This window comes from Pseudarthrobacter arbutini, from assembly GCF_054510915.1.
In genome coordinates, this window is sequence record NZ_JBTNDQ010000002.1 from 296,800 (window position 1) to 319,025 (window position 22,226).

General features: G+C 63.2%; 20 protein-coding genes. 11 read left to right on the plus strand and 9 right to left on the minus strand.

Features of this window, described 5'->3' with window-relative positions; genetic code table 11:
- Positions 1-70: 70 nt before the first annotated feature.
- Together ACX80V_RS03470 and ACX80V_RS03475 are read right to left on the minus strand one after the other, a co-directional pair.
- Positions 71-1,306, minus strand: a complete 1,236-nt coding sequence (locus ACX80V_RS03470) for an MFS transporter (RefSeq protein ID WP_485841960.1) — start codon at positions 1,304-1,306, stop codon at positions 71-73.
- Positions 1,307-1,401: 95 nt separating this feature from the next.
- Complete coding sequence (locus ACX80V_RS03475; RefSeq protein WP_485841961.1) at positions 1,402-1,899, minus strand: winged helix-turn-helix transcriptional regulator; 498 nt, start codon at positions 1,897-1,899, stop codon at positions 1,402-1,404.
- A gap of 259 nt (positions 1,900-2,158) precedes the next feature.
- Here ACX80V_RS03475 and ACX80V_RS03480 point away from each other — a divergent pair, with 259 nt between their 5' ends.
- The 6 genes from ACX80V_RS03480 (at position 2,159) to ACX80V_RS03505 (ending at position 6,326) form a co-directional block, all read left to right on the plus strand.
- Positions 2,159-2,335: a hypothetical protein gene (locus tag ACX80V_RS03480; protein ID WP_254748799.1), complete on the plus strand. Its 177-nt coding sequence runs from the start codon at positions 2,159-2,161 to the stop codon at positions 2,333-2,335.
- Positions 2,336-2,408: 73 nt separating this feature from the next.
- Positions 2,409-2,852, plus strand: coding sequence for a VOC family protein (locus ACX80V_RS03485; protein ID WP_254748801.1), 444 nt, complete (start codon positions 2,409-2,411; stop codon positions 2,850-2,852).
- 8 nt (positions 2,853-2,860) lie between these two features.
- Complete coding sequence (locus ACX80V_RS03490) at positions 2,861-4,282, plus strand: dihydrolipoyl dehydrogenase family protein (RefSeq protein WP_485842057.1); 1,422 nt, start codon at positions 2,861-2,863, stop codon at positions 4,280-4,282.
- Positions 4,283-4,511: 229 nt separating this feature from the next.
- Positions 4,512-4,922, plus strand: coding sequence for a DUF3040 domain-containing protein (locus ACX80V_RS03495; RefSeq protein WP_485841962.1), 411 nt, complete (start codon positions 4,512-4,514; stop codon positions 4,920-4,922).
- Positions 4,923-5,066: 144 nt separating this feature from the next.
- Positions 5,067-5,621 (plus strand): TetR/AcrR family transcriptional regulator, encoded by a 555-nt coding sequence (locus tag ACX80V_RS03500; RefSeq protein WP_485841963.1) that lies wholly within the window; start codon positions 5,067-5,069, stop codon positions 5,619-5,621.
- Between the two features lie 234 nt (positions 5,622-5,855).
- Positions 5,856-6,326 (plus strand): carboxymuconolactone decarboxylase family protein, encoded by a 471-nt coding sequence (locus ACX80V_RS03505; RefSeq protein ID WP_485841964.1) that lies wholly within the window; start codon positions 5,856-5,858, stop codon positions 6,324-6,326.
- A 166-nt stretch (positions 6,327-6,492) separates the two neighbouring features.
- Here ACX80V_RS03505 and ACX80V_RS03510 read toward each other — a convergent pair whose 3' ends face one another.
- Positions 6,493-6,795 (minus strand): helix-turn-helix domain-containing protein, encoded by a 303-nt coding sequence (locus ACX80V_RS03510; protein ID WP_485841965.1) that lies wholly within the window; start codon positions 6,793-6,795, stop codon positions 6,493-6,495.
- 266 nt (positions 6,796-7,061) lie between these two features.
- Here ACX80V_RS03510 and ACX80V_RS03515 point away from each other — a divergent pair, with 266 nt between their 5' ends.
- Genes ACX80V_RS03515 through ACX80V_RS03530 form a run of 4 tightly spaced genes read left to right on the plus strand, consistent with a single transcriptional unit; the run spans position 7,062 to position 12,069 of the window.
- Positions 7,062-8,618, plus strand: a complete 1,557-nt coding sequence (locus ACX80V_RS03515; RefSeq protein WP_485841966.1) for an ABC transporter substrate-binding protein — start codon at positions 7,062-7,064, stop codon at positions 8,616-8,618.
- A 25-nt stretch (positions 8,619-8,643) separates the two neighbouring features.
- Positions 8,644-9,585, plus strand: coding sequence for an ABC transporter permease (locus ACX80V_RS03520; protein WP_485841967.1), 942 nt, complete (start codon positions 8,644-8,646; stop codon positions 9,583-9,585).
- A complete protein-coding gene (locus tag ACX80V_RS03525; protein ID WP_485841968.1) occupies positions 9,578-10,408 on the plus strand; it encodes an ABC transporter permease in 831 nt (276 codons plus the stop codon). Before ACX80V_RS03520 ends, ACX80V_RS03525 begins: the two co-directional genes overlap by 8 nt.
- Positions 10,405-12,069 (plus strand): ATP-binding cassette domain-containing protein, encoded by a 1,665-nt coding sequence (locus ACX80V_RS03530; protein ID WP_485841969.1) that lies wholly within the window; start codon positions 10,405-10,407, stop codon positions 12,067-12,069. The genes ACX80V_RS03525 and ACX80V_RS03530 overlap by 4 nt, the downstream gene beginning before the upstream one ends.
- Positions 12,070-12,463: 394 nt before the next feature.
- Here the strand turns inward: ACX80V_RS03530 and ACX80V_RS03535 are convergent, their stop codons facing one another.
- Positions 12,464-12,808, minus strand: a complete 345-nt coding sequence (locus ACX80V_RS03535) for a cupin domain-containing protein (RefSeq protein WP_485841970.1) — start codon at positions 12,806-12,808, stop codon at positions 12,464-12,466.
- Positions 12,809-13,530: 722 nt separating this feature from the next.
- Between ACX80V_RS03535 and ACX80V_RS03540 the strand changes: the two genes are divergently transcribed.
- Complete coding sequence (locus tag ACX80V_RS03540) at positions 13,531-15,690, plus strand: amylo-alpha-1,6-glucosidase (protein ID WP_485841971.1); 2,160 nt, start codon at positions 13,531-13,533, stop codon at positions 15,688-15,690.
- A gap of 44 nt (positions 15,691-15,734) precedes the next feature.
- Here the strand turns inward: ACX80V_RS03540 and ACX80V_RS03545 are convergent, their stop codons facing one another.
- From ACX80V_RS03545 to ACX80V_RS03565, 5 genes are all read right to left on the minus strand, one after another.
- Positions 15,735-17,240 carry a CoA-acylating methylmalonate-semialdehyde dehydrogenase gene (locus ACX80V_RS03545; protein ID WP_485841972.1) on the minus strand — a complete coding sequence of 502 codons (1,506 nt, stop codon included), beginning with the start codon at positions 17,238-17,240 and terminating at the stop codon, positions 15,735-15,737.
- A gap of 31 nt (positions 17,241-17,271) precedes the next feature.
- Positions 17,272-18,252, minus strand: a complete 981-nt coding sequence (locus ACX80V_RS03550) for a D-2-hydroxyacid dehydrogenase (protein ID WP_485841973.1) — start codon at positions 18,250-18,252, stop codon at positions 17,272-17,274.
- The gene (locus tag ACX80V_RS03555) at positions 18,249-19,358 is read right to left on the minus strand and encodes a tartrate dehydrogenase (protein WP_485841974.1); all 1,110 of its coding nucleotides are present in this window, start codon (positions 19,356-19,358) and stop codon (positions 18,249-18,251) included. The genes ACX80V_RS03550 and ACX80V_RS03555 overlap by 4 nt, the downstream gene beginning before the upstream one ends.
- Entirely contained in the window at positions 19,355-20,779 is a 1,425-nt protein-coding gene (locus ACX80V_RS03560; RefSeq protein ID WP_485841975.1) for an aldehyde dehydrogenase family protein, read from the minus strand. Before ACX80V_RS03560 ends, ACX80V_RS03555 begins: the two co-directional genes overlap by 4 nt.
- Before the next feature lie 143 nt (positions 20,780-20,922).
- A complete protein-coding gene (locus tag ACX80V_RS03565) occupies positions 20,923-22,200 on the minus strand; it encodes an NAD(P)/FAD-dependent oxidoreductase (protein WP_485841976.1) in 1,278 nt (425 codons plus the stop codon).
- Positions 22,201-22,226: the final 26 nt, after the last annotated feature.

The following is a 22,226-nucleotide window of genomic DNA, read 5'->3' on the forward strand; positions in this document are numbered from 1 at the left end:
CCTATCCGCGTAATGACGTCGAGGGTGATTTCCCCGTCGGCGACATCGTGTCCAGGATCCCCGGAACTTTTCACGCTTGGGCGCGGCGGCTGATCCGGAACTGCGCGACAAGGCTGATCAGTGCGAGGACGACGGTCGCGGCTCCATACCCGACAACCGTCGGTATGAGACCAAGCGGACCGGCGAGCTGGCCAGCGATGATCACTGGCAGGCCGAAGGCGATATAGGCAACAACGTATATTGCGGCGACGATTCCCGCTCTCTGCTGGGGCCCGGCCAGCGGCATGATCAGGCGCAGTGATCCGGAAAAGGCTGCGCCGAAGCCGATGCCCGTGATGACCAGGCCGGCGATCATGAGTGCGAGGCTTCCGGCGAGCACGCCGGTCACGACGCCAATCGTCCCAGCCATGGACGCGTAGATGCCAACAGTCATTCCGCGCCGGGGGCTAAGCCGTCCGAAGGCGACAGCCACGACAGCAGCAGTTGCCGGCGAAATGAAACCGCTGAGGCCGTTGACCAGGCCGCTGTTTAGGTGGAAGGCACTGCGCACGATCGTTGGCGCGAGTCCGAGGGAAAGACCCGCAAGCATCCAGATTGCGGCTATCACGGGGGCGGCCGCCACGAATTCCTTTCTGGCGGCTGGCGGAACAGAGACGCGCGGGATCAGGGAACGTATGGCTCCGGGGGCGCGGGTCACACTCTCGGGCGAGAGCGCGACGACGACGATTCCCAGGACGGTCACGATCGTGAGGACGGCGAAGATGACCGTGTTCGCCTCGGCCGTGAACTGGATGGCGAACCCCGCAAGCAATGCGCCGACGGCGAGCCCCGCGGTCATGCCGACGCTGCCAAGAATGCTGCCCAATTTCTTTCGGTTCGGCGGGGCGAGTTCGGCAAGAGCAGCCGTGAATGCACTGGTGGCAGCGCCGGTGGCGAGGCCCTGCACGACGCGGGCGGCGATCACCCACCCGATGTCGGGTGCTACGAGGAACGTCAGAGTCGCTACGAGCTGAACGAGGAGCGCTCCGATCAGCACGGGCCGCCGGCCCACATGGTCGGAGAGCGAACCGACCGTCAGCATGGCAGCAAGGAAGCCGATCGCGTACACGGCGAACGCCAGGGTCAGGACCGCTGCCGGAAAATGCCACTGCTGTTGGTAGAAAGCGAGCAGTGGCGTCGGCGCACCCGCCGCCAGGTAAAGGCTGATGAAGGTGACCGCGCTCCCCGCGAAAGCCAACCCGGCAGGGATCCTGGAACGACCGCCAGCGGCCGGTGTATGAGTTTCGAGGGATGTATCAGATGACATTGAAGGCTTCTGTCCTGCCGGCCAACGATCCTCCGGCAACGTAGTTGGTTTGTTCGTTGTGGTCCGAAGCCCGTAGGCACTGCGCCGCTGATTGATCAGGCGTGCCCCTGCTCGATCCAGTTGCCGTTTGCGGCAATTTCGAGATCATCGATCTCGAGCTGCGCCTCGGATCGGGCGTGCGGTCCGATCACGACCGGAATGTCCGTGCCGCGCTTCACGAGCCGCAACGGGCCGCCGTCGTCGGGCTGCAAGTGCCGGTCGCCCCACTGCATCAGTGCGAATACCGCCGGCATGAGATCTGCACCTTTCGGCGTCAGCACGTATTCATAGCGCTTCCGCTTGCCCTCTTCCTGGTACGGACGCTTTTCGAAGAGGCCGATCTCCGTCAGCTGCTTGAGCCGGGCCGAAACTATGGCATCGGTCCCTCTTGTCCGTCGCACGAAGTCGTCAAAACGGGTGGTGCCGTAGAGGGCCTCCCGCAGGATGAGCATCGATGACCGGGTCCCGATGATGTCCATCGTCATGGCGATGGAGCAATTCTCCACGCGCCAGGCGCCCCGATCCTCTAGTGCGCCATTGAGCTTGACTGACACCGACCCCACCTACCTGAATTCCACTTGTAGTAGTTAGAGCGTAGAAGCTGACTACTAAAACGTCAAGCTAGGTCCCTGGTGACTCTCTCTGCAAAGTCACCGCTTTGACAGGTGACGATGTGTCATGTCAGTATCGTTACCAGTTGAACCGGTGACGCAGAAGTGGTTGCCGCATTCTTCAGCACTTCCCCCAAGATCCCGCCCCTCCCCCGGCGGCAGGATCCCACAGATCGTCAATACCCACTGAGAAGGAACCACAATGGCGCACTCCACCACCGAGATACTGACAGACGCACTTAAGCAGGCCGCGGCTGCTCACGGCATTCACGAAGCCGAAGTCCTGGGCGGCGTACACGACACCGAATGGCCGCAGTGGTACGCGGAGCACATGACGCGGACTCTGGCCGCGGCGGGGCACCGGCTCACCGCTGGCTAAGACCGCCAACACTTGCTCTGGCACGGCCAGGCGCCTAGAAAAGACCCCCCAAAAAAGAAGAAGGACTATCACCATGGATTTGAAGCTTGAAGTACTGTTCGTTCCAGTCTCCGACGTCGACCGGGCCAAGGCCTTCTACGAATCGCTCGGATTCCGCGTCGATATCGACTACATCGCCAGCGAAGACTTCCGGGTGGCGCAGCTGACCCCTCCCGGTTCGGAAGCATCCATCATGATCGGCAAGAGCATCACCGGCGCTGCACCAGGGTCACTCCAGAATCAGCTGTTCGCCGTGACGGACGTCCTCGCGACCCGCGCCGATCTTGCTGAAAAGGGTGTCGACGTCTCCGAGGTATTCCACTACGCGGACGGATTCATCTTCCACCTGGACAACCAGTACCGCGTTGCGGGCCCGCATCCGGAGCGCGCCGACTACCAGTCCTTTGCCTCGTTCAGCGATCCGGACGGCAACAGCTGGCTCCTTCAGGAAATCAACGTCCGGGCGCCCGGACGTTGAGCACCCACATCGGATCAGCAGAATATGACCTGATCGTGCTCGGCGGCGGCGCCGTCGGAGAGAACATCGCCGATCGTGCCGTCCAAGGCGGCCTGACCGCCGTGATTGTCGAAAATGAGCTCGTCGGTGGCGAGTGCTCCTACTGGGCATGCATGCCCTCAAAGGCGCTGCTGCGCTCCGTCCAGGTGCTGCGGGCAGCCCGGCAGGTTCCCGGGGCCGCGCAGGCCGTGACCGGTGAACTCGACGTGCACGCCGTTCTGGCACGCCGGGACTCATTCGCCAGCAACTGGTCCGACAGCGGGCAGGTTAAGTGGCTCGAAAGCGCCGGCATAGCCCTATTGCGCGGTCAGGGCCGGCTGACAGGATCCAAGGAGGTCACCGTCACGGGAACGGACGGTTCGAAGACGGTCCTCACCGCACGTCATGCCGTCTCGGTTGCCACGGGATCAGATGCGCTCCTGCCCGACATTGACGGACTCACTGATGCCCGGCCATGGACGAGCCGGGAGGCAACCAGCATCAAGACTGTTCCTGAAAGCCTTGCGATCATCGGCGGCGGCGTTGTTGCCACCGAGATGGCGACAGCTTTTGCAGCCTTTGGCACGGCGGTAACCCTGATCTCCCGCAGCGGGCTGCTCTCAGGCATGGAGCCGTTCGCCGGTGAGCTCGTAGCGGAAGCCCTCCGTGCCCAAGGTGTCACCGTGATCCTCGAGACGAAAACCACGCGCGTCACCCGGGACGAAAGCGGCGTGATCGTCGAGACCGGGGACGGCAGGACCATCTCCGCCCAGGAGGTGCTCGTCGCGACCGGTCGTACACCCCGCACGGGAGACATAGGCCTCGATTCGATCGGGCTCAAGCCCGGGGCGTGGATCGAGACCGACGACACCATGCTGGTTCCTGGGTTCGACTGGCTCTATGCTGCCGGGGACGTGACGAACCGGGCATTGCTTACCCACCAGGGGAAGTACCAGGCCCGGGCCGCCGGCGACGTCATCGCAGCCCGCGCGGCCGGAACAGCAGTATCGGACGCGCCGTGGGGAACGCATGTGGCCACGGCCGACCATGAGGCGGTGCCGCAGGTCACGTTCACCGACCCCGAGATCGCGTCCGTGGGGCTCACCGCCGCGGCCGCGCGTCGGAGCGGCTATGACATCCGGGTTGTCGACTACGAGATTGGGCACGTCGCTGGCGCCAGTGTGCGGGCCGACGGCTACACCGGCACTGCCCGGATGGTCGTTGACGAAGAGCGACAAGTAGTACTTGGCGTGACCTTCGTCGGTCCGGACGTGAGCGAACTGCTGCAGGCCGCGACCATCGCGGTCGTCTCAGAAGTACCGCTCGACCGATTGTGGCATGCCGTCCCGGCCTACCCCACCGTTAACGAGGTCTGGCTGCGCCTCCTCGAAACATACGGGCGCCCCCAGTAAGGGGTTTATCCCGGCCAGGGACGGTGCCTACTCCGCCGGAAGGCGGACCGGGCACCGTCCCCGCAATTCGACGCCCCAAACCTTTGGCAGCTGGAGGATCTCCGCGTTGCGCCTCTACCCCACTACTTCCCGACCACAGCGATAGGCAATTTCCAATGGCTCAAAGTCCGCATAGAGTCCGCATCAAATCCGGCGAGACTCGCAAAACCCGCTTAGCCGGGAGGCGTTGATGGCCCTCACGGAGCACGAAAGGAATTCGCTGGAGCAACTCGAGAAACAGTTCAGAGACGAAGACCCGCAATTTGCCACGGCGATGGAACCGGAAAGAGCCCGTAGCCGCTCCGCCCTCCATGTCGTCATCGGGGCAGCCACTGCCGTAGCTGGATTTCTGCTCGTGCTGCTGGGTGCAGCACTGCCGGGCCTCGTTCCGAACATCGTCGTCGGTGTCCTCGGTTTTGCCACCATGATCGCCGGCGGGCATTCCGCCGTGAAGGGCACTCCAGGAACCAGGGGAGAAGGACCTGCGCCCGCCGCTCAGCACGCGGGTCCGGTCGGAAGCAAAGAAGAGAAGAAGGAACGACGTTCCTTCCGGGACGGCGTCGGCGATATGGCCTTGTGGAGCCTGTTTTGGTGGGTGTAAAGCTGAAGAGGCGACACTACGCGATGCCATTGCGGGGATGAGGAGGACCGGTTGCACGTCCAAGGTGACGGGGTCACGTTGACTTCCCGATCGAGCCGCAAGACAAGGAAGGTCGGTGGGCCCACGACGGAAACTCGGCGTTCGGTGCTTCTGGCCACCGTGGATCTCATAGACCGCCTCAGCTATCCGTCGGTGACCATCGATGCGGTCGCGCGCGCATCCGGCGTCAGCAAGTCAACGATCTATCGGTATTGGCCCTCCCGACAGGCCCTCATCCTCGAGGCGTACACCTATAAGACCAACAAGCTCACCATTGTGCCGGACACGGGGAACGCGATCGAGGACCTTCGGACGTACCTGATGAAGCTGGCCCACTGCCTGAACTTCGCCGGCGCTGCCTCCACCGTCTCGGGGTTGATCGTCGACGCGATCAACGACGACGAATTTGCCCAGTTGTATCGGGGAACCCTGTTGCAGGAACGCCGGAAATCGTTGTTGGTAATCCTCCTCAAAGGCCAGCGCCGCGGACAGATCAGGAAGGAAGCGGACCTCGGAACCGCGATTGACGCGATCTACGGCGCAGTCCATCACCGCCTGCTCGTCAGCGGGCAGCGCATTGATGAGCCCTTCGTTGCTGCGCTGACCGACCTTGCACTACGCGGAATCTCCACCGCACACGCTCAGAGCCGGGCGAAATAGCCTGCGAGTTTTCCTCTCTTTCGGCCAAACGCCCGATCGAAAGGAGTTCCACACCGCAACTCGTAAAACCCCTTGCGACTTGCTCTGGTCATGCCCCTGGGCATGAATGCAGGTGGAACGCTACCGGCAACTTCGTCCCACTTCTTTGGCTCTGGTCACAAGACTTCGCAGACTGGAAGAACAGCTGAGGAAGCCCCCTCACCGGACTTACACAAGAACAGGATTGAAATGTCTATGTCTGTCATGACCCCTATCAACATCAACGTAGCCAAGGAACACGCCGAGTTGTATAAGATGGCAATTGCGCTATCCGCACAGGCCGATGCTGCCGCCAACGACGCCGGCCTGCCGGCATTGCTAATCGAACTAATAAAAATCAGGACCTCGCAGATCAACGGCTGCGCCTTCTGCCTGCGCCTCCACACGGGAGACGCCATCAAGAAGGGCGAGACCAGTGAACGCCTCGCGGTCCTGTCGGCATGGCGGGAGACGTCCTACTTCACGGAACAGGAACAGGCCGCGCTGAGCCTCAGCGAGTACGTCACCGGCATAGCCGATTCGCATGCGAACCGGCCCCTCTACGAGGAAGCCGCCGACTTCCTCACCCCTCAGCAGGTCTCAGCGGTCACCTGGATGACGGTCGGCATCAACACCTTCAACCGAATCGCCCTCACCAGTTCCTACCCAGTAGCACCCAAGGGATGACCGACGCTGAGTGATCCTCTCCCCCAGTTCAGGCAGTCGGCATCCGGGCCGATCCGACCGATATACGACGATCCGAAGTGCACATTGTGCACACCCCTATTTCCACCTTTTAGACCTCGCGGTCGGGGCGGACGGCTGCCGTCGAGGATCGCTCCGAGTCGATTCGTCAGGCGATCTGGATGCGTTCGTCGCCTAGCTCAACCTCGACACGAAGCCGGCCGCCGAGCGCCTCGACGTATTTCCGCAAAGTATCGACCTGGGCACGATCAATGTCACCGTGCTCGATGCGGGACACCCTGTTTTGGCTGACATGCAGGCGCCCAGCCAGCTCGACCTGCGTCAGCTCAGAGGCCTCGCGGAGCTCCTGAAGCCGGTAGGCCCGGACCTCATCGACCATGCGCTTCGCTTTCACCGCCGTCATCTGCGCAGTGGCTGCCATTTCCGCACTGATCGCCAAGGAAACGCTCAAGGTCGCTACCAAGCAGCTCGGCCTGAAGTATGCCCTAGAGAGCTGCGAGCGTACGCTCCTCCCCGGTTCGCCCGGGAAAGTCCCGCGGCGACAACTGGGCAGGAAAGTACGACGGCGGCGCCCGTCAGGAGTGCGCGCCGCTCCTCATTCTCCGTGCTGAGCGCGCACGTCATCTAATTGCTGCTTTACCGGAAGGGAAGGCTACCTAAGTAGTCCCTTCTTTTATTCCTGCCGATCCCCACGGCAGCCTTGCAAGGCGGTTTCCTGTGCGTTCGTTCCTCCGTCCCCGCGCCATCCTGGCTGCGGCGGCTGCCCTGACCCTCACCGGCTGCGGGTTCAGCGGCACCCAGACCCAGTCCGCCGGGACCACCGCCGCGGCTGACACGAGCCAGCGGATTGTGGTGGACAACTTCCGTGCTCCAGTAGCCAACTGGGCCATTGAGTCCGATGCCGCCTACATCCTGTCCCTGTCCGGCTGCCTGGAGACCTTGACCACCTACGACCAGGCCGAAGGCAAGGTCCTGCCCTCGCTGGCCACCGAGTGGAAGCAGACCTCACCCCTGGAATGGGACTTCAGCCTCCGCCAGGGCGTCAAATTCCAGGACGGTACAGAGCTCACCGCCAAGTCCGTGGTGGCGGCGCTTAACCACGTCCTGGACGCAAAGGTCCCTGCCCGGGCCTTCAACCGCACTATGATCAGCAGTATCACTGCCGTGGACGCCCAGACCGTCCGCGTGAGCACGCCGGCCGAGAACCCGCTGGTGCCGTACCGGCTGGCCAGCGTCAACACCGGCATCCTGGCACCAGCTGCCTACAAGGACGAAGGCGTGGACCCGTTCGGGCACTGCACAGGGCCGTTCACTCCCGTCTCGGAGAAGGCAAAGCAGTCCCTGACCCTGGACCGCAACGAGAACTACTGGGGCGGTGACGTACAGCTCGCCGGCGCCGAGATCCGCTTCATCACCAACGGCGCCACCCGCGCCGCGCAAGTGCGGACCGGTGAAGCGGACATCTCACTGTCCATCCCCGTCGCCAGTATCGCCGCGCTGAAAGCGGACGACGGCGTCACCGTGCTGGGTGCCGATTCGCCCCGCACTGCCACGCTCTACATGAACAACGGCCGCGCACCGCTGGACAACGTTGACGTCCGCAAGGCGGTCCGGGACGCGCTGGACCTCGACGCTTTGGCTGCCAGCGTCTACGAAGGTGCCGCCATCCCGGCCACCGGACCGTTCGCGCCCTCCGAGCCCTGGGCGGGTGAAAAAAAGCAGGAGCAGCAGCAGAACCTTGAGGAAGCCCGCGAGCTGCTCGCCAGCGCCGGCTACACCGCCGACCGCCCCTTGGAAATCATCGCCATCGTGGAGCGCGCCGAATTCGCCGACGTTGCCGCCGTCGTCCAGGAAAATCTCAAGAACATCGGCATCCCCGTCACCATCCAATCCAAGGAATATGCTTCGGCAGAGCCGGACGTCCTGGCAGGGAACTACGACATGCTGCTCAGCCAGCGCAACCGGCTGATTGACATCGCCGACCCTATCGGGTTCCTCACCGCCGATTACACCTGCAAAGGCACCTACAACCTGAGCCACTTCTGCGACCCGGAGTACGACCGGATCATCGCCGAAGCCACCAAAACCGTTGATACGAACGAGCGCTACAAGCTGTACGCCGAGGCGGGCCAGATCCTCCAGGACAAAGCCGTCAACGCCTGGCTCGTGAACGAACAGGCAACCGACGCGATCGGCACCAGCGTCCTCTCCTACGTCCAGGACCCGCTGTCCCGCTACGTCCTGACGGCCAAGACAGGCAAGGCCGCGTCCTAGTCCAGCTCCCCGAAACCCGCCACATATGCTGCAGTTCATCACCAAACGAACGGCCACCCTGGTGGCCGCCGTTGTGGTGTCCTCTTTCGCGGTCTTCCTGATCCCGTACTTCACGCCAGGGGATCCGGTGCGGAAAATCATCCGGTCGCGAGTGGCAGGAGACGCCGTGGATGAGTCCGCGGTGCAGGGGCTCAGCGACAGCCTTGGCCTGAACGACCCCCTGGCCGTCCAGTACTTCCGTTGGCTCGGGGACTTCTTTAGCGGCGATATGGGACTGTCCTTCGTGAGCCGCACACCGGTGGCGGAGCAGGTGCTCCCGGCGCTCTCCGTCACGCTCAGCTTGGTCACGATGGCGCTGGTCCTGGCCGCGGCGGTATCGCTCCCCCTGGGAATCATCGCCGGACTGCGGCCGGGAAGCACCGCGGACAAGGCCATCACCGCCGTCACCCAGGCCCTTATCGCCATGCCGGAATACTGGGTTGCTCCCGTCTTGGTGCTGGTCTTTGCCCTGAAGCTGTCCGTGCTGCCCACCGCAGGCTGGAACGACATGTCATCTGCCGTACTGCCCGCTCTGACCCTTGCCCTGCGGCCCATCAGCTTCTTCACCTCGGCCGTACGGGCCGGCATCATCGACGCCGCAGCCGCGGAGCACGTGACGGCAGCCCGCGCCAGGGGGCTGAGCCAGGGCCAGGCCGTACTCCGCCACGTGGTGCCGAACGGACTGGTGCCGCTGTCCACCCTGTTCGCCGTATGGTTCGCGGGCCTGCTGGGCGGATCGGTCATTGTGGAGGTCATCTTCGCCGTGCCCGGCATGGGCAGGCTGCTTTTCGACGCCGTAGTAAACAGCGATATCCCGCTGGCCCAGGGTGGAGTGGTGGTAGTGGTGGCACTCGCCGTCGGCGTGACCACCCTGGCGGACTTCGTCCACCGCTTCCTCACCCCCACGGTAAGAGGATCCCTTGCGTAGCCGCCTGACTGTCACCACCCTGGCCGCGGCCGTGCTTGCCCTTATTGTGCTGGCAGTGCTTCTGGCCCCGTGGATCTCGCCCTACCCGCCTGCGGTGCAGAACCTGGCAGAGCGCCTGGCCCCGCCCTCGCCCGCACACTGGCTGGGCACGGACAACCTGGGCCGGGACACCCTGAGCCGGATCCTCGAAGGTGGCCAATTCTCCATGTCCGTGGCCGCGCTGGCCACGCTGTTGACCTGTCTTCTGGGCGTGGCCATCGGCATCCTCAGCGCGCGGCGCCGCGGCTGGGTGGACGAATTCCTGACCCGCACCAACGACGTCCTGCTCGCGCTGCCGGAAATGGTGGTGGCGCTGTTCATCGTGGCGGCACTGGGCACAGGCTTCGGGCCGCTGCTGCTCGCGCTCACGGTCACCGGGTGGACGCCCTTTGCCAGGCTGGCGCGCACCCTGGCATACGACGTCTCGGCCCGGGGCTTCGTGGACGCAGCCCGTGTGGTGGGCTGCCCGCCGTCGTTCATTATTTTCCGGCACATCCTGCCCCACCTCGCGGCCCCGATCCTGGGTCAGGCGACGCTGCGGTTCGGGCACCTGCTCATCAGTGTGGGCGCCCTCTCCTACCTGGGCCTCGGCGTCCAACCGCCGCAATCGGACTGGGGTTCGATGCTGGCAGCTGCACAACCCTTCGCGGACCGCGCCCCGCTGGGAATCCTCGCCCCGGGCCTGGTCATTTTCACGGTTGCCCTCTGCGTGACCCTTATCGGCCAGCGGGCAGCCCACATGGCAGCGGCGCCGCTGCTGATGCCGCAGGCGGCGGAAAAATGAGCTCTGTGAATAACGGCCTGGTCCTGGACGGCCTGGAGGTGAGCCACAAGGAACCCGACGGCGGCGGTTGCGGCAAGCCCCTGGTCGCAGGTGTCTCCCTGTCCGTGGATCCTGGTGAGTTCGTTGCGCTGGTGGGCAGCTCCGGTTCCGGCAAGACGCTGACCGCGATGTCCTGCCTCCGGCTGCTGCCGCCCAGCCTGGGCATCACCGGTGGTTCCATCCGGCTCGGGGACCTGGACCTGACCCGCGCGTCCGAAAACGAGCTCAACTCCGTGCGCGGGGGCCGGCTGGGGATGCTGTTCCAGCAGCCCAAACGCATGTTTAACCCGAACCGGACCATTGGGCAGCACCTCAAGGAGCCGCTGCGCCTCCATGCCGGCCTTCGGGGCTCAAAGGCGCGCAGCAAAGCGCTGAACCTACTCGAGGAAGTGGGCTTTGCCGATCCCGCCAGGGGGATCCGGGCTTATCCGCACCAGCTCTCCGGCGGCATGGCACAGCGCGCCATGACAGCCCTGGCGCTGGCCGGGCAGCCCGGGATGCTGCTGGCAGACGAGCCGACGTCGGCGCTGGACAAAATGCTGGAACGCCAGATCCTGCAACTGCTGGACCGGGAACGCCGCGAACGCGGCCTGGGCATTCTCTACATCACCCACAATATCGTTTCCGTTGCCGCCTTCGCGGACCGGGTCCTGGTTATGACCTCCGGCAGTATCGTGGAGTCCGGTCCGGCCACCGAGCTCCTGACCCGGCCCAAGACGACCTACGCCCGGGAGCTGCTGGCCGCCGCGCGACTGGCGCCGGAGTCCCGCCGGCGTCCGCCCTCCACGGAACGCGAAATCCTGGTGCTGGATGGCGTGGGCAAACACTTCGGATCACGGCGGAAACTGGGCCATGCCGCGCTGCAGGACGTCTCGCTGACCCTTAAGCTCGGGGAGATCCTGGGTGTCCTGGGCCAATCTGGATCCGGCAAGAGCACCCTGGCCAAAGCCATCGTGGGCCTGGAAACAGCCAGCACAGGATCCGTCACCCGGCACCTGGACGCCGCTGGTCCGCGTCAGGACACCGCGGTCCAGCTGGTGTTCCAGGAACCGCATGGCGCCTTTGACCCGCGGATGACCCTCCGCGCCAGCCTGCAGGCCCCGCTGCGCTCACACCATGCCCTTCCACCGGAACAGCGCGACGAGCGGATCGCCGCTGTGATGGAGGAGGTGGAGCTGGATGCAGCCTTGCTGGACAAGCGACCGGGCCAGTGCTCCGGCGGCCAGCTGCAGCGCGCCACCATCGCCCGCGCCCTGCTGCTCGAACCCCAGGTCCTGATCTGCGACGAAGCCACCTCGGCACTCGACGCCCTCACCCAGCGAACCATTCTGAACCTGCTGCTGCGGCTGCAGCGTGAACGCAACCTGTCCCTGATCGTCATCTCGCACGATATGGATGTGGTGCGGTACATGTGCGACCGTGTTGCCGTCCTGCTGGAGGGGCGCGTGATCGAGGTTGCGGAAACCAAGGACTTCTTCGCGGCGCCCCGGCACCAACACAGCCAGGCGCTGGTTGAGGCCTCGATCCCCTGCCGGGCAGAGGGTCTGTGGACCGTGCTGGACGCAGGAGACCTGCCGAAACCTACGGCCGGCCGGACGCCAGCACCGATGCGACGAAGTTGATCGGCATCTTCGCTGCGGCAACCAGGGGCCACAGCGAAGATGCCAATTCCAGCTCTGACTGTCGGCCGGCCCAGGAGCGTGCCACCGAAGGTCGACAGGATCGCGGGCCGCTAAGCCAAGGAGCTGGCTTGCAACGCTGTTGCCGGTCCGGGGTACTGCATGTCCGCCGTCGCCTTCATTATCCAGAGCGCCGGTCCGCCGCCAGAGGCAGGCATCACGTCACCTTTGGTGATGAACCTTGCGTCGCCAGGGTGTTCAAGGGATAGCCACCACCCGGATTTCGGGCAATGGTGACCAGTGCGCGAGCTTTCGGCCAGGTCCGGAGTGGGCGGCGCAGCCACGTGTCTTTTCTTCATGACATTCCTCCAGCAAGAGCGTCAGGGGTTGTCCCGTGTCAGCTGGCAGCGGCAGGAAGGTCCGCCACCACCCACATCTTGCGAAGCGTGTCGTGGATTAGCCAGGTACCCTCCCACCCAGCGGGCGTCACGAACAAGGAGCCCGGACCGACTTCAAAGCTACTTCCGTCTGCCTCAGTGAGGGTCGCCGTTCCACTAAGAATCTGGCAGATCTCGTCATAGCCGGGCCTGGTGCTCTTGAAAGTCCCCGGGGTTACCTCCCAGATACCCGTCTTCAATCCCTCCCTGGCCCAAAGGCGCAGTGATACCTCAGTTTGTCCGGGCGTAGTGGAGGTCTCCTTCAGGATGTGTTCACCCGGGTTCTCGGTAGTTGCATTACTCATGACAGTCGCCTTGACCATGGTTTCTCCTTCTCGGGCTTAAGCCCTGCTGTGAATGCCGGTCCCGTTGAAACGGCACAAAGGCAGTCTAGCAATTGTCAACAATCGACGATAGGGTGGAAGCAGAGTTTTTACCTCTTCGCCCCCACAAGGCCATCTCATGGCCCCGTGCGATAAGAAAGGCAAAAAATGCGACAGAGTGGTCGTGCAGCCAAGCAAGTATCCATGTGGACCTCACTCCAGCGCGGTGACATCGTCACCCTTCACCGTCACGGCGCGCGGTGCCACAAAGGCACCATCGATGAACGAACAGATGATGGCCAAATGATCTGGGTGATTGACGGTCTCGGTGATCGCCGTCTGTTCCACATCGAAGACGACTACGAGTTACTCATCACTGACGATGCCTACGCCTCCTGAGAGGTCCTGGGGACCAACGGCATGCTCCGGGGTCCTTGCCTGGGTGTCATCCTCTTGTCCGTCCATCTGCAACTGGCAGCGTTTGGATGACGTCACGAGATCCCGCATCCCGGTAATTGCATTTGTCGATCCTCCCGAAAGACTCGTTGAGCGCTTGGCCCGGCGCCCTGCGTCGATGGCGCCCTTTACTCTGGCGCCTTTCACGCGGGCGGCGTAGCTTCGAAAATAAAGATGGAATCCGAGACCTGCGACAATGCTGAACCCTGTCAACGACGTTTCGGACCAATGGGTCAAGGGAGACTGAATTGGCTGGGTGGAACGCGGACACGGCGGCCGGTCCTCTTGGGGCCGGAACGGTGACGCTGGTCGAGGGATCCAATTTCTGCATTTCGCTGCCGAATGGAGACATTCACCCTGAGCATCCGCACGGGGCATTCTTCCAGGACACTCGAATCCTCTCCCGCTGGAATCTGACCATTAATGGGCAGGCGCTCGAGCCGCTGACAGCGCAAACCAAGGAACCCTACCGGGCACTCTTTGTGGGGCGCGTTCCTCGCACGGACGGGTATGCCGACAGCCCGGTTATCGTGGAGCGGCTCCGGGAAGTCGGTGCCGGCATCCAGGAACAGATCACCATTCGCAACTATTCGCCGGAGCCGGTCCGATGTGACATTGCCGTGATCCTTGAAGCGGACTTCGCCGACCTCTTTGAAGTGAAGGAAGCCAGGATCCGGCGGCGCTGGGACCAGACGCTCCATGCGGCGGGAGATTCGCTAACCATCCGGGCGGTCTGGCATGACGTCCGAAAGGGCATCCTGGTCCAGGCGCCTGGAGCCGACGCCACGGAAGGCACCCTCAAATATCGCGCATCGATCGCGCCACACAGCCAGTGGAGTACGGTTCTCACCGCCGTTCCGAGCAACGAGGCCGAAAGTTCTGCCCCGCCGTCGTTCGTCCACACGGACGGTGATGACTTGTCGCCCCGGGACCGGCGTCGACAGGAATGGGTAGCAAAGATTCCCGTTGTCCAGATCGGCAACAAGTCCGTTGAACGAACTCTTCGCAGAAGCTACGACGATTTGGGCGCCCTGCGCATCGAGGACCCCGTACATCCTGATCGCGTTGTCGTTGCGGCCGGAGCCCCGTGGTTCATGACATTGTTCGGCCGTGACTCACTATGGGCATCGGAGATGGCCATGCCGGTGGATCCATCACTGGCCTTGGGCACGCTGCAGACCCTGGCCGACCGCCAAGGCCGGGTAGTGGATCCCTTGAGCGAGGAGGAGCCCGGAAAAATTCTGCACGAGGTCCGTCTCGATGTTTCCAGCGAACTCGCACTTGGCGGAAAATCCATCTATTACGGCAGCGTTGACGCCACTCCATTGTTTGTCATTGTCCTGGGGTCCGTGAGCCGCTGGGGCTTCGCCAAGGACACCATCGCCAGGCTGCTCCCCCATGCCGACCGTGCCTTGGAGTGGATCAGCGACTACGGCGACAAAGATGGTGACGGCTTCGTGGAATACGAGCGCCTCAACCCACGGGGCCTGATCAATCAGGGCTGGAAGGACTCCTGGGACGGCATCAACTTCGCCAACGGCCGTCTGGCTGAACCTCCCATTGCCTTGTGCGAGGTTCAAGCCTATGTTTACGACGCTTACATGGCCCGCGCGTGGATGGCGTACGACGCCGGTGACCAGGCTTTAGGCACAGAACTGGCCGATCGAGCGGCACGGTTGAAAGAACAGTTCAACGAACAATTCTGGATGCCTGATCGCGGCTACTACGCCGTCGCCCTCGACGGTAAGAAGCGTCAGGTTGACTCATGTGCCTCCAATATGGGGCATTGTTTGTGGGTCGGCTTGATTGATGAGGACAAAGCCCCGCTGGTGGCAGAGCGGCTGATGTCGCCGGAAATGTTCAGCGGCTGGGGAGTCAGGACGCTGGCCAGTGACATGGGAGCCTACAACCCGGCCAGCTACCACAACGGCTCGGTTTGGCCGCATGACAATGCGGTCATCGCAGCAGGACTCATGCGATACGGGTTTGTCGACGAGGCGCAACGGATCGCTACCGCTCTCCTGGAAGCGGCAGAGTTCTCCGATGGACGGCTGCCGGAACTGTTCTGCGGTTTTGACCGTCGGCAGCTTCCGGCACCCGTGCCCTATCCGACCGCCTGCTCCCCTCAGGCCTGGGCAGCCACCACACCGATCCAGTTGGTGGCCAGCATGATGAGGTATGACACCCATGTTTCGCGCGGCGGATTCTGGATGGATCCGGTGCTGCCGGAGTCCTACGGCGATCTTCACATCAGCAATGCGCCAATGGCCGGTGGCCGAATAACAATCGACATCGTCAATTCCACGCCTACAGTCAAGGGTCTGCCTGACGGAATGGTCTTCCATCAGGGCCATCGCCCATGGCTGACCGAGCTTGTGGAGCAGGCGGGATTTCGTCGGAAACCGTAGTCCAATCGGGGAGCGTCGCGGTCGTTCTGCCTTGATCTTGGCCGTTAGCTCGACGGGAAGTTGTAAGAGGCCCCCGAGGCATGGTTCGCCTCCGGCCAGCGGGAGGTCACCACCTTGCCTCGGGTGTAGAAGGACACGCCGTCAGGTCCGTAGATGTGCTTATCGCCGAACAAGGAAGCCTTCCAGCCGCCGAATGAGTGGTAGGCCACCGGCACTGGCAGTGGGACGTTGATGCCGATCATGCCGACGTCCACGGAACGCTGGAACTTGCGGGCTGCTGCGCCGGAGGAAGTGAAAATCGCTGTTCCGTTGCCGTACGGGTTGGAGTTGATCAACTTGATGCCGGCATCTAGGTCATCGACCCGGACGACAACCAGGACAGGCCCGAATATCTCTTCGGTGTAAGCGGTCATTTCGGCCTTGACGTGGTCGATCACAGTAGGGCCAACCCAGAAGCCGTCCTCGTGGCCCGGGACCACGAGGTCGCGGCCGTCCACCACCAGGGCAGCGCCTGCCCGTTCCGCTTCGGTGACGGTCTTGACGATGAATTCGCGGGATTCGGGGCTAATCACCGGGCCCATATCGGCGTCGGGCTCGGTGCCGTTCCTCACCCTGACAACTAAGGCTCGCTCTTCGACCTTCTTGACCAAAAGGTCTGCGGCGTCGCCGACCGCGACGGCAACCGAAATGGCCATGCAGCGCTGTCCGGCGGAGCCGAACGCGGCTGCGGCCAGGTGATCGGCGGCGTTGTCCAGATCCGCGTCGGGCATCACGATGGCGTGATTCTTCGCCCCGCCCAACGCCTGGACGCGCTTGCCGTGTTTGGTAGCGACTTCGGTGATGTGGCAGGCCACCGGCGTGGATCCCACAAAGGAAATGCCGTCCACATCGGGGTGCGTGAGCAGGCCGGACACAACCTCGCGGTCGCCATGGAGGACCTGGAAGACACCGTCCGGCAGTCCTGCTTCCTTCCACAGCCTCGCCAGCAACATGGCGGCCGAGGGAACCCGGTGCGAGGGCTTGAGGATGAAGGCGTTGCCGGTGGCGATGGCCATCGGCGCCATCCACAGCGGCACCATGACGGGGAAGTTGAACGGCGTAATGCCGGCCACCACACCCAGGGGTTCGCGGAACGAGAAGACATCGATGCCGGTGGAGACCTGGTCCGAGTAGTCGCCCTTGAGCAGGGTCGGGATGCCGCAGGCGAACTCGATGACCTCCAGGCCGCGGCCGATCTCGCCCTTCGCGTCGGAGAGGACCTTGCCGTGCTCGGCCGTGATCAGCTCCGCGAGCTGATCCACGTGGGAAGCAACGAGTTCACGGAACTTGAAGAGCACAGCGGTTCGCTTGGCCAGAGAAATGTCGCCCCAAGACTCGGCCGCCTTTTTGGCAGCAGCGACTGCGGCGTTTAGGTCTGCTTCGTTTGCCAGGCGCAATTCACCGGTCACCTGGCCCGTTGCCGGATTGAGAACGGGCAGGGTGCTGTTGCCCTCACCCATGGTTTCAACGCCGTTGATGAAGTGACTGATCGTAGTTGTCTTCGTTGACATGGGCATAACGGGGTCCTCTAAAGATGGAAAATCAGGAAACTGAGACGAATCCGAGGGACTTGTCCACGACGTTTTGAAGTGACTGGCCCTCGATGAACAGACGGAGGTTGTCGACGAACAACTTGCCCAGATCGTCAAGATAGTCTTCGGTGTCGCCGCTCATGTGAGGAGTGATTATCACGTTCTCCATCTTCCAGAGCGCGTGCCCTTCAGGCAGTGGCTCCGGGTGCACAACATCAAGGGCAGCGCCGGCGATGGAGCCGGAGGCCAACGCTTCGGCCAGCGCATCTGTCTGTACGAGTTCCCCCCGCCCCACATTGATCAGGCGCGCTGTCGGCTTCATCGCCGAAAGGACGTCCGCGTTCACCATGCCCTTCGTAGCTGCCGTCAATGGAGCCGCGAGCACAACATAGTCGAAGTCCTGCACCACTTTGGCCAGATCGGCGGAGGAATAGACCACATCAAAGTCGTCGTCACGCGATCGACCTGTGCGCCCGGCCCCGCTCACCTCCATACCCACGGCTCGGAACAAACGCGCGGTCTCCCGTCCGATGGAACCTGTACCCACCACGAGTGCCCGTTGGCCCTGGATCTTCCGGGTCACCCGGTGTTGCCAGCGCTGTTGCTGCTGCAGCCGGAACGACCCGTGGGCGTCCTTGGCCATGTCCAGGACAAAGCCAAGTGCAAACTCGGCAATGGCACGGCTGAGCACCCCGCGGGAGTTCGTGTAGATGATGTTGCTGCGGATCAGCTCATCGAAAAGCAACTGGCTCACGCCCGCCGCCGAGACATGAACCCACTGCAGCGACGAGGCTGCATCCCAGTTCTCCTTCAAGGCAGGGGAAAACGAATGCCACTGGTACAGAACGTCCGCGCCGTCCATGGCCTCAGCCAGTCCATCGGCTTTGGCCAGGCGTACTTCGGCCAGCTGTTCGATCTCTTCCAGCCGGGGCGGCAAAGCCTCCCGGTAGAGGACTGCGACGACGGGCCGCTTGCGTTCCGGGACAGTCATGACGACGCCGGTGCTGCCGCCGGCCTGCTTCCCCTGCTTGCGCCAATCTCGTCGATGACGTCGATCGCGGCCAGGACTGCGGCAGTGAATTCGGACGTCGATGAAGTGCCACCGACGTCGCGGGTGCCGAGGCCCTCCCGGAGGGCCGACTCGAAGGCCAACTGGAGGTGCTCAGCAGCCTCGGGGTGTCCGAGGTGCTCCAGCATCATCGCGCCAGACCAGATCTGCCCTACCGGGTTTGCCAGGCCCTTTCCGGCGATGTCCGGCGCTGAGCCGTGAACGGGCTCGAAGAGGGACGGGTAGTCGCCCTCCGGGTTCAGGTTTGCGCTGGGAGCCAGGCCGATGGAGCCTGTCACAGCACTGCCGAGGTCCGAGAGGATGTCGCCGAACAGGTTGGAGGCGACAATAACGTCCAAGGTCCAGGGCTTCAGGACAAGGTGCGCGGCGAGCGCATCCACCAGTTCGCTCGTCAGGGTGACGCCCGGATATTCCCGCACCGTCTCGGCAACGACCTCGTCCCAGAATGGCATGGTGTGTACGATGCCGTTGCTCTTGGTGGCCGAGGTGAGCCGCCCGCGCCTCGTCGCGGCCAGTCGCGCCGCATAGTGGGCTGCCCGCAGGACGCCCAAACGGGTAAAGACCGTGGTTTGCATGGCACTTTCCTCGGGCAGGCCACGGTACATCCGGCCGCCGATTTCGGAATACTCCCCTTCATTGTTTTCCCGGACGATGAGCAGATCGACCGGGTGCCCGGCCGCAAGGGGCGAGGTCACGCCGCCGAGCGTCTTGACGGGCCGGAGGTTAATGTACTGCTGAAACTCCCGGCGGATAGGGATCAGCAACCCCCAAAGCGATTCCGTGTCCGGAACTTCCGGTGAGCCGACGGCGCCCAGGAAGATGGCGTCGTGCTTGGCGAGCTGCTCAAGGCCGTCAACTGGCATCATCCGTCCGTGGCGGCCATAGTAGTCGGATCCCCAGTCGAAATAGGTGAACTCCAGGTTCAGGGAATGGATCAGCCCAATCCGCTCAAGGCATTCGATCGCTGCCGGGACTACTTCCTTCCCGATCCCGTCACCTGCGATGACCGCGATTTTGTGGGTGCTCATGATGCACTCCCTTCTATGGTGCCCGTCAGCTGGTGCCACCGGGTAGCTGGCTCCACCAGTTTGATGATGGTGCTCTTGGGTTCGGTCATCTCACGGACGGCGTGCTTGACGCCTTCCCTGCCGACACCGGATTTCTTGAAACCACCAAATGGCATGGAATCGATCCGCACGTCGCTGGTTTCATTGATGACAACGGCGCCTACGTGCAACCGGTCGGCGATGGCCAAGGCAAGGTCGATGGATTGTGTGAAGACACCTGCCTGAAGACCGTAATCGGAGCTGTTCGCCGCAAAAATGGCGTCCTGGGCTTCAATGAACGGCAGGATGCTGACTACCGGCCCGAACACTTCCTCCCGGATCACCCGGCATTCCGAGGCCACATCGGTCAGGACCGTGGGTTCGTAGTAGGCGTTACGGCGTTTGCCTCCGGCGTGTACGGTGGCGCCGGCAGCTTTCGCCTCCTCCACCCATTCCTCGACCCGCCGGGCCTCTTCCTCCGAAATAAGAGGCCCGACGTCGGTGGTCCGGTCGAGCTTCGACCCGGTCCTGAGTGCCTTGGTGCCCGCGGTGACATGTTCGAGGACCTGCTCGAAGAGCGAGATGTGTACGTACACGCGCTGCACGGACAGGCAGTTCTGGCCCGCAACACCGAACGCTCCGGCCACAATCGCCTTGGCTGCCTGGACGGCGTCAGCGTCCGGGCAGACAATCGTGGCGTTGTTGCCGCCGAGTTCGGAGATGATCTTCTTGGCGCCTGCGGCGGCGGCAATGCGGTCCGCGGTCTGGGGACCGCCGGTGAAGGAGATCAGATCCACCTGCGGATCCGTCACCAGTGCTTCGGAAACGCCCGGCCCGGACACGATAGCGGCAATACGTCCCGACGGAACACCCGCTTCGATCAGCAGTTGGACCAGTGCCAGCCCGGACAGCGGGGTGCGGCCGGAAGGCTTAAGCACGACGCCGTTGCCTCCGATGATGGCCGGACCCAGCTTGTGCGCCACGAGGTTCAGCGGATCATTGAACGGTGTGATCGCCGCGACGATCCCTACCGGCTTACGGCTGTACCAGCCGATCGTGTTTCCACCGGCCATGCTGTCATCAAAGCCCAGCGTCTCCCCCGTGAGCTCGGACGAAGCAGCGGCAGAAAGCCTCAGGGTTTCCATGCAACGCCGCACCTCACGCTCGGCCTCGACGATCGTCTTGCTGCTTTCCGCGGCAATGATCTTCGAGAACCGCTCAGACTGTTCGCCCAGAAGCTGTACAGCATTCTCCAGCGCCACGCGACGCGAACGGAGCGGCCATTTGTCACTCTGGAGGTGGCGATGAATGTGCGCGATCGCGCGCCGCACGTCCTGCGGGGTTGAGGTGCAGACCCGGCCAAGCAGGATGCCATCTTCAGGATCCCGTATTTCCAGGGTCATGTCAGTGGTTTGCCACTGACCTTCAAAAAAGGCACCGCCGGGAAGGTTGGCCACGTTTGCCCGGCCATAACCCGTTTCCACAGCTGTTTTCGGGCGCGCCTGAGCCGCGGTCGTTGATGAAAGCATATGAACCCTTATCCTGCCTATTTGACCCGGTCGATGATTTTGGCCGCTGCGCCGATGAAGGGCAGGAACCAGGGCGGACCGAAGTGGCCCGGGACGGGCGGGTTTTTCAGGTCTCCCCAGACGTTCGCTGACTTGTCTCCGGCCATGTAGTGGGCCATCCTCTTGCCCATGTGCGCGGCCATCTGCACGCCGTGTCCGCTGTAGCAGAGGGAGTAGAAGAGTCCGTCGTGGACGCCGGCGTGGACCATCTGGTCCATGGAGAGGTCCACCAGGCCGCCCCAGATGTAGTCCACCTTGGCGTTGGAGAGGTAGGGGAAGAGTTCGAGCATGGCCTTGCGCAGGATCTCGGCGCTCTTAACGTCCGAGTCCGGGCTGGACAGCGCAAAACGGGCCCGGCCGCCGAAGAGGAGCCTGTTGTCCGGCGTGATCCGGAAGTAGTAGGTCAGCATCTTGCTGTCGGACGCCTGGCGCCGGTTGGGCAGGATCCGGTTGACCACGTCTTCGGGCAGCGGGTCAGTGACAATGATGAAGCTGCCCACCGGAATGACCCTGCGCTGCAGCCACGGCGTGATATTGCCGGTGTAACCGCTGGTGGCAACCAGGACCTGCTTGGCCCGGGTGATGCCCCGGGTGGTGTGCACGTCGTGCACGGTGCCGGAAACCTTCTTCAGCTCGGTCACTGCCGCGTTCTCGCAGATATCCGCTCCGGCGGCAGCAGCCACCCCGGCCAGGCCATGCACAAACTTTCCCACGTGCAGACCAGCCCCGAGAGGGTCAACCATCGCTCCCTGGTAGAAGTCCGTGCCGATTTCGCTGTGGATCTCGGACTTCGGGATCACGGTGACATGGTGGTCGGCCAGGGTGGCCAGCTTCTCCTGCGACTTCAGGAACCCCTCATAGTGGGACTTGTGGAAGGCCAGCGAAAGCTTTCCGAACCGCTTGTAGTCGCAGTCGATGCCATTGTCATGCACGAGCTTTTCGATGGTGTCGATGGCGTCGTTGTATTCGCGGAACATCTCCACGGCACGGTTGGCCCCGTACCGCTTGACCGCGGTGCTGAAGCTGATGGCCAACCCGGTCGTCGCCATTCCCCCGTTACGGCCGGACGCGCCCCACCCCACGGTGTGGCGTTCGAAAACTGCAACGCTCGCGCCTTGCTTGGCAAATTCCAGGGCCGCGGACAGCCCGGTAAATCCGGCGCCGATGATTGCCACATCGACATTTTCCGGTACCGGATTCTGCCGGTAGTCTGCGGAAGCTTCGGCCGTGTCCAGCCAGTAAGGAATGAGTTTCACGGTTTGACCTTTCGCCTCGGGATCGG